At 69.1% G+C, this 13,709-nt stretch carries 12 protein-coding genes; 9 read left to right on the plus strand and 3 right to left on the minus strand.

Going from position 1 to position 13,709, the window contains the following annotated elements:
- Positions 1 to 38 precede the first annotated feature (38 nt).
- Positions 39 to 584, minus strand: coding sequence for a dTDP-4-dehydrorhamnose 3,5-epimerase family protein (locus tag BKA25_RS01575; RefSeq protein ID WP_069852711.1), 546 nt, complete (start codon positions 582 to 584; stop codon positions 39 to 41).
- A 38-nt stretch (positions 585 to 622) separates the two neighbouring features.
- On the opposite strand from BKA25_RS01575, the gene BKA25_RS01580 reads away from it, so the two are divergent.
- The 8 genes from BKA25_RS01580 (at position 623) to BKA25_RS01615 (ending at position 10,013) form a co-directional block, all read left to right on the plus strand.
- Positions 623 to 1,783 carry a class I SAM-dependent methyltransferase gene (locus BKA25_RS01580; protein ID WP_069854143.1) on the plus strand — a complete coding sequence of 387 codons (1,161 nt, stop codon included), beginning with the start codon at positions 623 to 625 and terminating at the stop codon, positions 1,781 to 1,783.
- Positions 1,783 to 2,745: a glycosyltransferase family 2 protein gene (locus BKA25_RS01585; protein ID WP_069852709.1), complete on the plus strand. Its 963-nt coding sequence runs from the start codon at positions 1,783 to 1,785 to the stop codon at positions 2,743 to 2,745. Before BKA25_RS01580 ends, BKA25_RS01585 begins: the two co-directional genes overlap by 1 nt.
- Before the next feature lie 3 nt (positions 2,746 to 2,748).
- The gene (locus tag BKA25_RS01590; RefSeq protein ID WP_069852708.1) at positions 2,749 to 3,651 is read left to right on the plus strand and encodes a YveK family protein; all 903 of its coding nucleotides are present in this window, start codon (positions 2,749 to 2,751) and stop codon (positions 3,649 to 3,651) included.
- On the plus strand, positions 3,648 to 5,039 hold the full coding sequence (locus BKA25_RS01595; protein WP_069852706.1) for an O-antigen ligase family protein: 1,392 nt from the start codon (positions 3,648 to 3,650) through the stop codon (positions 5,037 to 5,039). The genes BKA25_RS01590 and BKA25_RS01595 overlap by 4 nt, the downstream gene beginning before the upstream one ends.
- Complete coding sequence (locus BKA25_RS01600; protein WP_069852704.1) at positions 5,029 to 6,030, plus strand: glycosyltransferase family 2 protein; 1,002 nt, start codon at positions 5,029 to 5,031, stop codon at positions 6,028 to 6,030. The genes BKA25_RS01595 and BKA25_RS01600 overlap by 11 nt, the downstream gene beginning before the upstream one ends.
- Positions 6,027 to 6,878 carry a glycosyltransferase family 2 protein gene (locus BKA25_RS01605; protein ID WP_069852703.1) on the plus strand — a complete coding sequence of 284 codons (852 nt, stop codon included), beginning with the start codon at positions 6,027 to 6,029 and terminating at the stop codon, positions 6,876 to 6,878. The genes BKA25_RS01600 and BKA25_RS01605 overlap by 4 nt, the downstream gene beginning before the upstream one ends.
- Positions 6,879 to 6,954: 76 nt before the next feature.
- On the plus strand, positions 6,955 to 8,613 hold the full coding sequence (locus tag BKA25_RS01610; protein WP_069852701.1) for an oligosaccharide flippase family protein: 1,659 nt from the start codon (positions 6,955 to 6,957) through the stop codon (positions 8,611 to 8,613).
- Between the two features lie 152 nt (positions 8,614 to 8,765).
- Positions 8,766 to 10,013 (plus strand): glycoside hydrolase family 6 protein, encoded by a 1,248-nt coding sequence (locus BKA25_RS01615; RefSeq protein ID WP_172803876.1) that lies wholly within the window; start codon positions 8,766 to 8,768, stop codon positions 10,011 to 10,013.
- 37 nt (positions 10,014 to 10,050) lie between these two features.
- Here the strand turns inward: BKA25_RS01615 and BKA25_RS01620 are convergent, their stop codons facing one another.
- Together BKA25_RS01620 and BKA25_RS01625 are read right to left on the minus strand one after the other, a co-directional pair.
- The gene (locus BKA25_RS01620; RefSeq protein WP_069852699.1) at positions 10,051 to 11,265 is read right to left on the minus strand and encodes a glycosyltransferase; all 1,215 of its coding nucleotides are present in this window, start codon (positions 11,263 to 11,265) and stop codon (positions 10,051 to 10,053) included.
- Entirely contained in the window at positions 11,265 to 12,167 is a 903-nt protein-coding gene (locus BKA25_RS01625) for a WecB/TagA/CpsF family glycosyltransferase (protein WP_069852697.1), read from the minus strand. The genes BKA25_RS01620 and BKA25_RS01625 overlap by 1 nt, the downstream gene beginning before the upstream one ends.
- Positions 12,168 to 12,333: 166 nt before the next feature.
- Between BKA25_RS01625 and BKA25_RS01630 the strand changes: the two genes are divergently transcribed.
- The gene (locus tag BKA25_RS01630) at positions 12,334 to 13,683 is read left to right on the plus strand and encodes a glutamate-1-semialdehyde 2,1-aminomutase (protein ID WP_069852696.1); all 1,350 of its coding nucleotides are present in this window, start codon (positions 12,334 to 12,336) and stop codon (positions 13,681 to 13,683) included.
- Positions 13,684 to 13,709: the final 26 nt, after the last annotated feature.

Consider the following 13,709-nt stretch of genomic DNA (forward strand, 5'->3'; position numbering starts at 1 on the left):
CACTCCGGGGGACCGAGGCCCCTCGACGCGAGGTCGGCTCAGGACAACCGGTCTCGAAGATCGGTCCAGGAGCCAGCCCCCGCGTCGCGGTCGCTGAGCACGCTCACCGGCAACGGCCATTCGATGGCCAGGGTCGGATCGTCGTAGCGCACCGCGAGGTCCTGCGTCGGATCGTGCTCGACGTCGATGCGGTAGCAGACATCGGCCTGCTCGGTCAGGACCTGGAAGCCGTGCAGGAAGCCTGCGGGCACGAACAGGTGCGCGAAATCCCGGTCGTCGAGCCGAAACGACGCCTGCGCACCGAAGGTCGCCGAGCCGGGGCGGGCGTCGATCACCACGTCGTGCACCGCGCCGTGCGCGCACCGCACCAGCTTCGACTCGCCGCGCCCGGCGCGGCCGTGCAGGCCCCGCAGCACGCCGCGTTGCGAGCGCGACTGGGAGTCCTGGCGGAAGGCGGTCGCATCGATGCCGTGCTCGGCGGCGATCGTCGCATCGAAGGTTCTGGTGAACAGTCCCCGCCGATCATGGCTGGGCTGCGGCACGAAGAGCAGGACACCGTCGAGTTCACTGTGGACTACACGCACCGGCTCATTGTCCAGGGCGGACCAGGACGGTGGTCGCGGTGAGTGCGCAGGCATGTCGTTACTGTGATGAATCCGGCGTCGAGGTCGTGCTCGATCTCGGTGCGCAACCAGCGTGCGACGACTTCCCACCGGCGGATGATCCTCGGACCGAGGCACTGTTCCCGCTGCGTATGGGGATGTGCGTCGCCTGTGGGTTGGCGCAACTACTCGAGGACGACACCGCACCGGAGGAACCCCGCGGGGTCGAACCGGCTGCGTTGGTGCGGCAGGCCGAGCAGGCCGTCTACCGGGCCGCTGCCGCAGGGTTCCTGCCACTGAACGGGCGATTCGCCGAGTACGGCAGCCCCCATGGCGGTTCCTGGGCGGGGCTGCTGGCCAACCGGGGGCTCACCGAGGTGTCGCCGGGTGAACAGGCCGATCTGGTGCTGGACTGTTTCGGCCTGATGCACGAGGCGGACCAGTTCGCCGCGTTGTCGAAGCGGATCGACGGTCTCGCCGAGGGCGGCACGCTGCTCATCCAGTTCCACTCGCTGGCCTCGGTGTTGCGGGACGGCGAGTGGAACGCGCTACGACACGGTCACTACGCCTACTACTCGACTCCGACGCTGGTCAACATGGTGGAACGGCTGGGTCTGGTGGCGCGACGAGCCTGGACCTTCGACCTGTACGGCGGGACGGTGCTGCTGGCCTGCTCCCGCGAGGGACGCCAATCCGACGGCGTGACCGCCTTGATCCGCGAGGAACGCGCCTTCGGAGTGCTGGACGTCGCGCAGGTCTCCCGCCTGCAGTCGGCTATGGAACGCGGCGCGCTGGAGTTGTGGTCTTGGCTGGAACAGGCGACGGGCAGCGGATTGCGGGTCGTCGGCTACGGGGCCGCCTCGCGCGCGGTTCCGTTGCTGTGTGCCGCAGGCATCGGACCGGAGCTGCTGTCCGCCGTGGTCGACGCCGCCGAGCCGAAACAGGGCCGCAGACTGCCGGGCGCCGGGATTCCCATCGTCGGGCCGGAAGCGCTGCGCACGTTGCAACCCGATCTGGTCCTGCTGTTCGTGCCCGACCTGCTGACCGAGGTGCGTGCCGCCTACCCCGAGGTGGAGGAGGCGGGCGGGCATTGGGTACGGGCCGACCGCATCGGGCTGGAGGCTCGAGTGCCCGCTGCGCGCGACGCGACGACATCGGTGCTTCAGATGAGGGAGAGCTGATGCCACCTCGAACCCAACCTGCCGCCCGCACCGCCGGATTGATCGGCCGCGCCTGCCCACCCGTCACGGTGGGCCTGCCGGTGTTCAACGGCGAGAGCTATCTGGAACGCGCCCTCGACTCGCTGACCGGCCAGGTCGATGTCGACTTCGAACTGCACGTGGCGGACAACCACTCCACCGACGCCACCGAGGAGATCTGCCGGAGCTACGCCGCCGCCGACGATCGCATCCGCTACATCCGGCGAGGGCACAACATCGGCGTGATGGCCAATCACAACCGGCTCGTCGAGCAGTCCCGCAGTCCGTTCTTCGCCTGGGCGGGCGCCGACGATCTGTGGTTGCCGCACCGGTTGGCGCGCTGCCTGGAAGCACTGCGGGGGAACCCGGCCGCCGTGCTCGCCTCGACCTCGGCCACCGAGATCGACACGGAGGATCAGCCGATCGGCAGCTGGCACAACCGGTGTCGGATCGAGCATTCGGACCCGGTGACCAGGCTGTACGACCTGGTGTCCGTCGAGCACCACAACTACTACTGCTACGGACTGATCCGCCGAAGCGTGCTGGTCGACACCATGCTCAACCCGCCGATCAAGGCAGGCGACCGGGTGTTGATCGCCGAACTCGCTCTGCGTGGTCCGTTCGTGGACATCCCGGAACAGCTGCTCCTGCACCGGATTCACCCGGACCGGATCAGCCAGCGGGTCGGACCCCGCGAGTTCTACCGAAGCCAGTGCGGCGATAGCGCCAGAAGCATCGTGCTGCCCAACGTCGAGGAGGGCCGGTGGTTCCTGCGTGCCGTCCTGCGCTCGCCGTTGCTGCCGAAGGATCGAGCCAGGGCGCTCTACGCGTTGCGTCCGTGGCTGCGAAGTAACGCGGTTCCGATGGCGCGGAACCTGGCGCGCGCCGCCGTCGACAGTGCCCGTCTGCTCGCCGACACCTCGCGAGGCGGGCCGAGGAGTTAAGCCATGACCACGGATGAACAACGGACCATCAGCGTGGGAACCCGCGCCATGCATCCGCCGAAAGCCGCCCGCGAACCCAAGGCTCGCCCGCAGTCGAAGGCGGCCCACAAGGCGAGTGCCCACCGACCGGTCCCCATCGAGGAGCAGCACCCGGACGAGCTGCCGGGCATCGTCGTCTCCGACGGCATCGCGGAACCGAGCGCTGTTCGGCCGCCGCAGGTATCCACACCCCCATCGACCCCGAATCCTGCCCCGCAGGCCGCGCCCGACCCCGCCCCATCGGCAGGCGGCGGAATGGATGCCGTGCAGGTCCTGCGGATCCTGCGCCGCCAATGGCGCTGGACTGCCGTGCTGTCGGTGCTGCTGGTGGCGTTGTGCACCGCGACGGTACTCACCGTGCCACAGCAACACCGGGTGACCGGAGTGCTGCTGGCGCTGAGCCGGGCGGAGCCGGACGCGCCGAATCCGTATGCCCAGGTGGATCGGGCGCAGGAACAGGTGACCGCGTTGGTCGTCACGGTGCTCAATTCGCCGAGGACACAGCAGGAGCTCGCCGCCGCAGGTGCACTCGGCGAGATCGAGGTGTCCAACGAGGAGGGACAGGTCTCGGAGGACAGCCCGTTCCTCACGGTCACCGTGACCGCCGACGAGCCTGCCGACGCCGTGCGCACCGCGGCTATCGTGCTGGACCGAGCGCGGGCGGAGCTCTCCCAGCGGCAGACGGCGGCGGGCGTCGCCTCGGCACAGCACATCGAGTTCAACGAGGTCCTCGCCGCCGACCTGCCGACCACGACCAGGGCCGCACAGCTGCGTTCCGTGGTGTTGGTGGCCGGGCTCGGACTGGTTCTGGTCCTGGCCATCGTGATCACGGTCGATCGGGTCCGTCGGGACCAGCGTTCGCGGTGATCATCCGGCCTCGCATCGACGTCGTCCCGCCGGAACGCGCGGGACTGTTCGTGGTGCGCCCCGCATGGGTCCTCGCGGCGTTCGCGGCGGCGCTCGCGTTGCCGCAGACCGCGGTGATCGCGGGTGTCGGCGGTGCACTGACCCCCGCGCGGCTGGTGGCGGGCGCGGTACTGGCGTGGTGGCTCCTCGCGCGGTTCACCGGCGGACTCGGCATGCGCACCGCGCGCAACCGAGTGCGCGGCGCGCTGCTGCTGTTCGGTCTGCTGCTGGCCCTGTCCCATGCGATCGCGGCGGCGAGCGGTTTCCCCGACGAGCTGGTGGCGGCATCCGACCGACAGATCGTGCTGTTCCTGCTCGCAGGCGGCGTGCTGTTGCTGGCCTGTGACGGGATCGACGATCTCGCCGGGGTGCGCATCGTGCTCGGCTCCCTGGTGCTCGGCGTCGCACTATCGGCCGGGATCGCGATCGTCCACTTCGGTCTCGGGATCGACCTGCGTGCCTCGATGCTGTTGCCCGGCCTCGAGATGCAGGGACTCTGGGACGCCGACCTCGCCAGGGGCGGCTTACTGCGGTCGATGGGACTGGCGAACCATCCCATCGAGCTGGCAGGCCTGTGCGTGCTCGCGTTGCCGTCGGCGTTGTACCTGTCCTGGTACGCCCGCCACCGATGGTTGTGGTGGTGTTGCTGCGTCCTGCTCGTGCTCGGCGCCCTGACCACCATCTCGCGGACCGCGCTGCTGGGGATCGCGGTCGTCGTGGTGTTGCTGCTGCCCCGGCTGGGCGTGCTGCGCTGGACCGCCCTGCTGACGGCCCTGGTCGGATTGCTGGCAACGGCGGCCCTGTTCTGGCCGAGATTGGGCGAGGTGCTGGGCCGTACGGTGCTCGGCTCGCCTGCGGACGACAGCGTGCGGGCCCGGCTCAACGACTATGCCTACGTCGCGAGCCGCTGGGCCGAGGGCCCGATCGGCGGGCAGGGCTTCGGCACCTACGTGGCGCCGCCGCAGCCCTATCTGGACAACCAGTACCTGTTGACCCTGGTCGAGTCCGGGCTGCCCGGGCTGCTCGGCCTGGTCGGCCTGCTCGGCGCCGCAGTAGCGACGTCGATCCAGATCGCGCGGCGGGAGCCATCGGCTCGGCGCGGCGGATCGACGGTGCCGCCCGGCCTCGAAGCCCACCCGAGGCGCGGCGCCGCAGGCGAGATCAACGCCGCCGGGTGGGCGATGGCGGTGTCGACGATCGTGGGCGGATTCTGCCTCGGCACCTTCGATGCGTTGGCCTTTCCACAGTTTCTTGGCTTTTTGTTCCTGCTGATCGGCGTGGCAGGAGCACTGATCGCGTTGCGAGAGGAACCCACTTCGATGACGGGGGAGCTAACCGGTGCGCGCTGAGATCGCGGACGAAACGGTGTTGGTGGCGGTGATCACCTACAACTCGGCGGACGATCTGCCCGCACTGCTGGGCAGCCTGCGGGCGGCGATGGACGGCGTCCCGAGGTGGCGGCTGGTCGTGGCGGACAACGGCTCGACGGACGGCACCGTCGAATTGGTTCGGCAACTCGCGCCCGCCGCGCAGGTGGTGAGCAACGGGGCGAACCTCGGCTATGCGGCGGGGGTGAACGACTGCCTCGAACTGGCCAGGGAAGGCGAGGCGGTGTTGGTGCTCAACGCCGATGTCTATCTGACGCCTCGGTCGGTGGCCACGCTGCTTGCCGCCCTGACCGATCCGGCGGTGGGACTGGCGATTCCGCTGGTCCGCAGGCCGAATGGGGAACGTGAGGCGACGCTGCGGCGCAGGCCGACGGCGCTGCGGCTGTGGGGCGAGGCACTGCTCGGCAGGCTGGCGGGTCGGATCGCGTCCCTGGGCGAGCGGATTCCCACCGCCGCAGCCGAGGAACCGGATTGGGCCAACGGCGCGGTATTGCTGATCCCGTCGAAGGTGGTGTCACGGATCGGTTGGTGGCGGGAGGACCTCTTCCTCTACTCCGAGGAGGTCGACTACTGCAGGCGAATCACCGACGCGGGCTGGCGGATCAGGCAGGTGCCCGGTGCCGTGGTCTACCACCGAGGCGGCGAATCGACGACCTCGCCTGCGCTGTGGGCCCAGTTGGTGACCAATCGGGTGGTCCATCTGGCGACCTGGGACGGCAGGGGCGTCGCCCGGCTCGGGTGGCTGGCCTTGGTCGTCGGCCAACTGCTCCGAGTCCCGTTGGGCCGACCGACCCACCGTCGCGCCCTGGGCGCGTTGATCCGGGGCCGTGCCCTACTGCTGCGGGGGGAGCCCTCGCATCCGGCTGTCCCGTATGGGCCGCCACTTCGCGCGCGTGCCGAGGGTGCAGCGGAACCCGCTGCCGATCCGGTGTCCGGGCGGGTGCGGACATGAGCGCCCGGCATCGCGCCCTGCCGAGGGTGGCCAAGGATGTGCTGCGGCGGCTGATCGGTCGCAACGTGATCGCCGAGTGTTGGTGGCGGGTGCGGTTCGCGGCTCGACGTCGAGCCGATCGACAGGCCGAGGAAGTCGAGGTCCGACGGCTACGCCCATTGCTGCCCGTGCTGCCCGAGGCGGCCGTGGTGGTGGTGATCCCCACCTATCGCAGGCCGGACCGCTTGGCGCGTGCGGTCCGCAGCGCCCTGGCCCAGACCGTCACCGACCTGGAGGTGATGGTCGTCGACGACGGCGGTGGCGAACTGGGCGTGCTACCGGAGGACCCGAGGCTCACGGTATTGAGTCTGGCGCGCAATCACGGAAGCTGTGGGCTGCCACGCAACGTCGCGTTGCGACTGTCTCGGTCCCCGTTCGTCGCCTTCCTCGACGACGACAACACCTGGCGTCCCGACCACCTGGAACGCACCCTGCGCGCCCTGTACGCCGGATCGGGTCTGGTCTACACGGCGGTCCGCCGGATGCGGGAGGACGGTTCGCAGCTCGACGTGCTCGGCAGGGACTTCTCCCGGCGTGCGCACTCCGACGACTCCTGGGTGGATGCCAACTCCATCGTGGTGCGCCGTTCTCCTCGGCTGCGCTTCGACCCGTGGGCCCGGCCGAAATGGGTGAATCCCAAGGAGGACTGGGAGCTGGTGCACCGGATGTCCCGCCGGTTGTCGGTGGCCTATCTCCCCGTGGTCACCGTCGACTACTCGGTGCACGACGGCAGCTACTTCACCGAATGGCATCGAGTGCCCGACGACGTGATCCGCGAGCATCAACGCGACGAACGGGTGGGCTCGTGAACTCCTCGGACCAGCTCGGAGGCACTGCGGTCGCCCGACCCGCGACCCGGCCTCCGGTGCCACCGGAGCGGCCGACATGACCACCGAGACCAGGGGATCGATGCCTTCGAGGCGACCGGCATCGTCCGCCGCCCGAACCGACGAAGATTGCGCACCGGAGGGCCGCGAGCGGGCGTCGTTGGGCGGCCGGTTCCGGCGCGGCCTGCGTCTGAGCCTGTTGAACACCGTGCTCTCCAGGGCGGGCACCTTCTTGCTCGGCGTGCTGCTGGCCCGGCTGTTCGTTCCGGAACAGTTCGGCGTCTATGCCGCCGCGTTGGTCGTGCAGCAGCTGCTGCTCACGGTCAACGACCTGGGCGCCGCCGCCGCACTGGTCCGCAGGCCCACGGCAGCCGGCGAGTCCTCCGGCGGCGTGGCGGGCGAGCCGACCGATCGGGGACCGACCACCGACGGCGCCCGGCCCGACTCGATCGACGCGATGCTGCCGACGGCATGGACGCTGTCGCTGTTGTGGAGCGCGGTGGGCGCCGTGATCTGCCTGCTCAGCGCCGGCGGTCTGGCGGGCATCCTGGGGAGCCCGGCCGCGACCGACCTGATCAGGGTCATGTCGGTGACCTTGATACTGGACGGGTTGGCCTCGGTACCCGCTGCGGTGTTGACCAGGGAACTCCGCCAGGCACGGCGCCTGGCCGCGGACGTCTCCGGTATGGCGCTCAACCTGACCCTTACCGCGCTGCTGGCCATCGGTGGGCTCGGTCCATGGGCGTTGGTGATCGGCAACGTCTGCGGCACCGCGGTGACCGCCGTACTGGTGATGGCCCTGGCCGGTGTCTGGCCCAGGCTCGGGTTCGACCGTCGCTACGGCGCCGAGATCACCCGCTGCGGTGCGACGATGCTGGGCGCCTCGATCCTCTTCGTCATCGTGCAGGCCACCCCGCAGTCGGTGACCGGCAGCCTGTTGGGCGCTAGTGCCCTCGGCTTCTTCTATCTGGCCTCGAACATGGCGAACTGGCCTGCCGTCCTGGTGTCGGTCACCGTCGAGCGGGTGGCGCTGGCGACCTTCTCGCGAGCCAGGGATGCGGGCCGCGACCTGTCGAGCGCGGTCGCCGCGGTGTTGGGACTGGTGTGTGCCGTGGTCCTGCCGGGCGGCGTCGCCCTGGCGGTGCTGGCTGGCCCGCTGGTCGAGGTGGTGTACGGATCGAGATGGTCACCCGCCTCGGCGGCGTTGGCCGGGCTGGCCTTGGCCGCGATGGCCAGGGTGGTGGTCGAGCTGATCTTCGCGCTGCTCATCGCGGTCGACGAGATGGCGTCCTCGGTGTTGTTGGTGGCGTCCTGGGCGGCGGTCTCGGTGCCCGCGACCCTCTGGGCCGCCGGGAACTGGGGCCTGTCCGGGGTCGCGTGGGCGCAGGCCTCGGTGGCCCTGCTGGTGGCCATCCCGATCCACTTGATCGCCCTGCGGCGTGCACGGGTGTCCATCCTCCGAGTCCTCGCTGGCTCGCTCGTTCCGTTGCTCGCGGCAGCGGTCTGCGGACTGACGCTGCTCGGTGTGCGAGCGCTGACCTTGCCGTCGTTGATCGAGTTGGCCATCGGTGGTGCGTTGGTAGGCGCCACCGTGTTCGTGGGTGTGCTGCGGGCTCAACGCCGGGTGGAGATGGCGTTGGGTGACGCCGATGATGATCTAGCTCGACCCACCGAGAACGCCACGGCGGAATCCGCGCAGGTGGACGGTGCCAGGTGAGTCCGGGACGGCGGCGTGCGCGGGGCGGTGGAACCCGAAAGAGCTTCACTCTGCGGAGTGGATCCGCTGGTGCCGGTGATTTTCGATGGGACAGTGGAGGCCTAGCGAGACGTCGGAGGGGCAACGAGACTCGGCGAAGCGGGAGGTCCACTGTGGCTCGTTTCACGAAGACAGTGCTGGTATTCGCGCCGGTATTGAGTTTGTTCGGCTGGTGGGATCAGGACGCGCAGCCACCGAGTCAGGCTTCGGCCGAAGCAAGACCCGTCACCGAGATCGAGTCCGGACCACTGAGCGACTGGCTGCCCTTCCTTCCTTCCTGGCCATTCTTCTTTCCCAAGCTGGATCGACTCCCCGACGCCGCACCGCCGGAGGACCCGGCCGCCCAGGAGAGCCCGACCGAACCAACGCCCACCCCCGAACCCACGGATCAACCCGAGCCCGCCCCCGACCGACCGGCCGACTCCGTGCTGGCGAACTGGGTCGAGTGGCTCGACGACTCGGCGTCGGGTGGGCTGGCCAAACCCGCCGGATTCCAGGGCTTCTACGGCGACCAGGCCACCGGGGCACAGGTGTGGGGAGAACAGAACTCCGGCGACCCGCTGGCCACCGCAGTGCTCAACGAGATCGCCGCCTATCCGGTCGCGAAATGGGTGGCGGAGGGCATGGGCACCGAACTGCGCGGCTTCGTCGATGCCGCAGCCGCCGAGAGCAAGGTCCCGGTGGTGGTCGCCTATCACATCCCCAACCGTGATTGCGGCCAACATTCCGCAGGTGGCGCTGCGGATGCCTCGGAATATCGGGAGTGGGTGCGCACGGAACTGGCACCGGCCTTCCAGGATCACGCGGCGATGCTGATCCTGGAACCCGACTCGCTGATCCATCTGCCCTGTCTGAGTGAGGACCAACGACAGGAACGCCTGGCGCTGCTCTCGGATGCCGTGGACGTGCTGGCGGAACTGGCACCGAACACGGCCGTCTACCTCGACGGCGGCGACGGTGCGCACAACTCTCCCGCCGAGATGGCGCCCCGCCTCGCGGCGGCGGGGGTCGACCGGGCACGAGGTTTCGCGGTGAACGTCTCGAACTACAACACCGATGAGAAGACCGAGGAATTCGCCGCCGAGACCCGGAAGCTGCTCACCGACCAACACGGCGCCGAGGCCGGTTACGTCGTGGACACCAGTCGCAATGGTGCCGGTCCGGGCAGCGACTGGTGCAATCCGCCCAACCGACGTCTTGGCTCGCCGCCACAGCTGTCCGCAACCGGTGGCCAGGGCCCCGACGCACACCTGTGGATCAAACACCCCGGTACGTCGGACGGCGACTGCGGCAGCGGCCAGGGCACCGTCTCCGGAGAGTTCTCCCCGGAGATCGCCCGAGAACTGCTCGATCTGAACTGACCGGTCGTCCCTGACCTGGGCCGTCCCGATCGGGCGGTCAGCCGAACAGACCCAGCGGTGCGGTGCTTACCGCCCGGTCCTGGGCCCAGGTCAGGACCGGGGGCACCTGTTCGCCTCGGCGCCAACGCAGTACGGCATCGGCCGTCTGCACCGCGTCCTCGGCGATGAGCCAGGGGCCTGCCGGGTCGATCGCCGCCGCCAAGTCGGCAGGTAGAACCGAGGCCACCCCGTGTTCGGCGGCTTCCAAGACCTTCACGCTGATGCCGGTGGCCGTCCCGAACCGTGGCACCACCACCAGGTCCACCTGCCGATAGAAGTCGGCCACCGAATCGACGATTCCGGAGGATCGGACCCGGGGGTGCGTTGCGAAGTTCTCGGTGTCCCGGCCGGCCAGGACGAAATCCAGCCGGGCATCGAGTTCGGTGAGTCGCTGGTGGACCGGTCCCAGCAGCGCGGCCAAGGCCCGCGCGTTGGGTGGCCAGCCCGCCTTGCCGATGAAGCCGAGGGCGGGCGCGGCGCCTGGCCTGCGGGATCGGACGACGCCGACAGGACAGAGTGGAACGGTGATCGGCGTTGCGCTGACCCCCCATGCCGCGAGCCGCTGCACATCCCGATGGGAGAGCGCGACGACCCGGTCCGGATGAGCCAACAACCGTTGCTCGGCCCGTCGCAGCCGATCCACCTCGCCCAGCATCCGCAACGGCCTCGGCGCGTGTTCCTGCGCGATCACGGTCTCGACGTTGTGCGCGATGTGCGCCGCGACATCGACTCCGGCGTTCTCGGCCAGCAACAGCCCGGGCCAGCCACTGGTCACCACACGACGACCCTTGGCCCGCGCCTGGAGCAGGGAGATCGCCGAGGCCCAGCCGGTGAATCCGGTGAACTTGCGGCTGAGGTAGGGCTCGCCGCTGATCAGCATGCCGGTGGCGATACGGACCAATCGGCGCGGGTCGTTGCGGACTTCCAGGGGAAGCCTGCCTGCCGATCGGATCGAGATGCCCGGCGTCCGCAGCTCGATGCTGGGGGCCGTACGACGGGTTGCGGGCGTGGTGGCCAGGCCGGCCGGGCGCGGGTCCTGGTGTGCCTCGACATCGATCGGCAGCGTCCGTTCTCCCGGTGGTCCGGTCACGCTCACCACCTCGACGTCGTGCCCCTCGGCACGCAGCCCGGCCAACAACCTGCGGTCGACCCAACCGCTGCCGCCCAGTTCCGCCCGGTCCGGTGGATAGGTGCTGACGTAGCAGACTCGCATCAGATGTCCTCTCTCCCGCAGGCGCCCAGCGGCGGTCGCGGTTGCCGATCGAGTTCGGGTTCCAGGGGCTGGGCCGTCGAACCTCGGCTGCCGCCGTGTTCGGAGCGGGGCCGGGACGCCGCCCTCGGCTGGCCGGGGGCGTTCGGATGGCCGCGTCGGGTTGCCAACCGATCTCGCAGCACACGGAGAAGGAACAGCGGGTTGCCCAGGACATAGCGGCGGAACAACCTGCGTGGTTCGCGGGACAACCGGAAGATCCATTCGATGCCCGCGGTCCGCATCCAGGCGGGCGCGCGGGGCACCCGCTCCGAGGCGAAGTCGAGGAATGCCCCGACGGCGATCCCGAGCCGGACACCGGTGGCGGGTAGATGGCGGGCCAGCCACAGTTCCTGGCGGGGATTTCCCATTCCCACGACAAGAACGTCGGCACCGCTGCGTTTGATCTCCTCGGCGACCGCCGGGCCATCCGAGGCGGGGAAGAATCCCGGCAGGCTCCCGGCGAACCGCAGCCCGGGAATGCGGCTCTCCAAGCTGGCGGCGGCCCGACCGCCGAGATCCTCGGGGCCGCCGAGGAAGAAGACACTCAACCCGCGGTTAGTGCTGAGGCGCAGTACGTCGGGGGTGAAATCGGTGCCGTTGAGATTGGCCGGAAACGGTGCTCCCGCCAGCCGGGCGGCCAATGCCACTCCCGATCCGTCATTGAGTACCAGATCGGCGGATTGCAGAACGCGGCGATACTCCGGCTCGGCTGCTGCGACGTTGGCGGAATGCGCGTTGACATAGCAGACCAGGGCGGGTCCCGGCCCATCGAGCAGCCTGCCGACCTCGTCACGGGCCTCGTCGAGGGTGAGGCGGGCGACCGGAATTCCGAGGATGGGTGTCGTGGGAATCTCCGCGGGCATGGGATTAATCGTGCCCGTTTGCGAGAAGTCGCGACAGGCGCAGTGTTTAGCTAAATCAGGTGTAATTCAATAGTGGGATCTGATGAAACTAATTGAGCTCTCGGTGCTTTGACTGCGGCAAAAGGGTGGCTTGCTGACACTTTTGGGTAGTGGTGAGAATGGCAGTATGGCCGCATCGGAGCGCATCGAACCATCGTTCACCCAATCCGATCTGTTGCAGCGTCGACTACATCGGCTGGTCCCCGGCGGGTCGCATACCTACTCGCGCGGCTCCGATCAATATCCGGAGCGGATGACGCCGATTCTGGTGCGCGGGGCGGGCGCGCAGGTGTGGGACGCCGATGGGAACCGGTTCATCGAGTACGGCATGGGCCTGCGCTCCGTGACACTCGGCCACGCCTATCCGCCGGTGGTCGCCGCGGTCAGCCGAGCCGTCGCCGATGGCACCGGATTCTCCCGGCCGACCACGATGGAACTCGCCGCCGCCGAGGACTTCCTGTCTCTGGTGCCCGGTGCGGACATGGTCAAATTCGCCAAGAACGGTTCCGACGCCACCACCGCCGCCGTTCGACTGGCCAGGGCTGCGACCGGACGTGAGAAGGTCGCCATCTGCGGTGATCAACCGTTCTTCTCCACCGACGACTGGTTCATCGCGGGCGTCGGCATGAACGCAGGCATCCCGGCCGCCGCCCGCGCCGCGACCCTGCGCTTCCGCTACAACGATCTCGATTCCCTGCGAACCTTGTTGGGCAACAACCCCGGTCAGATCGCCTGCGTGATCCTGGAAGCGGCCACCGCCACGGCCGAACCAGAACCCGGCTACCTATCAGGTGTGCGCCGGTTGTGCGATCGAGCAGGCACCGTCCTGGTCTTCGACGAGATGATCACCGGCTTCCGCTGGTCGGGAGGCGGTGCGCAAGCCGTCTACGGGATCACGCCGGACCTCTCCTGCTTCGGGAAGGCAATGGGCAACGGGTTGCCGATCTCCGCGCTGGCGGGCAAGCGGGAACTCATGGAATTGGGCGGGCTCGCCACCGACGCACACCGGACCTTCCTGCTCTCCAGTACGCACGGCGCCGAGACCGTGTCCCTGGCCGCCTTCCGCGCCGTGGCCGAGGCATATCGCGATGGCGATCCGGTCGGAACCATGGAACGACAGGGCGCCGCGCTCGCCGCAGGCGTCAACCGAGCCGCCGCCGAGGCCGGCCTCGCGGACTTCGTCGCCGCCGTGGGCAGGCCGAGCTGTCTGGTCTTCACCACCCGGGACGCCGAGGGCGCGCCCAATCAAGCGTTTCGAACCCTGTTCCTCCAAGAACTGCTGCGCCGAGGAGTACTGGGACAGTCCTTCGTCATCTCCGCCGCACACACCGACGACGATGTCGCCGCGACGATCGAGGCGGTGGCCGATGCCTTGACGGTCTACCGGAAAGCCCTGGAAACCGACGTCACCCGATTGCTCGAAGGCAGGCCGGTAGCGCCCGCACTGCGCAGCCATGCCGCGCCGCGTCGCCTCTGAACCCTCGGCCGACGGGGCGCTCGCCG

This window comes from Actinoalloteichus hymeniacidonis (assembly GCF_014203365.1).
In the GTDB taxonomy this organism is placed as follows: Bacteria; Actinomycetota; Actinomycetes; order Mycobacteriales; family Pseudonocardiaceae; genus Actinoalloteichus_A; species Actinoalloteichus_A hymeniacidonis.

Bases quoted from the DNA above. Each gene is read 5' to 3' on its own strand.
- BKA25_RS01620 (WP_069852699.1), bottom strand. From the start codon at position 11,265: ATGCGAGTCTGCTACGTCAGCACCTATCCACCGGACCGGGCGGAACTG.
- BKA25_RS01605 (WP_069852703.1), top strand. From the start codon at position 6,027: ATGAGCGCCCGGCATCGCGCCCTGCCGAGGGTGGCCAAGGATGTGCTG.
- BKA25_RS01625 (WP_069852697.1), bottom strand. From the start codon at position 12,167: ATGCCCGCGGAGATTCCCACGACACCCATCCTCGGAATTCCGGTCGCC.
- BKA25_RS01630 (WP_069852696.1), top strand. From the start codon at position 12,334: ATGGCCGCATCGGAGCGCATCGAACCATCGTTCACCCAATCCGATCTG.
- BKA25_RS01590 (WP_069852708.1), top strand. From the start codon at position 2,749: ATGACCACGGATGAACAACGGACCATCAGCGTGGGAACCCGCGCCATG.
- BKA25_RS01585 (WP_069852709.1), top strand. From the start codon at position 1,783: ATGCCACCTCGAACCCAACCTGCCGCCCGCACCGCCGGATTGATCGGC.
- BKA25_RS01610 (WP_069852701.1), top strand. From the start codon at position 6,955: ATGACCACCGAGACCAGGGGATCGATGCCTTCGAGGCGACCGGCATCG.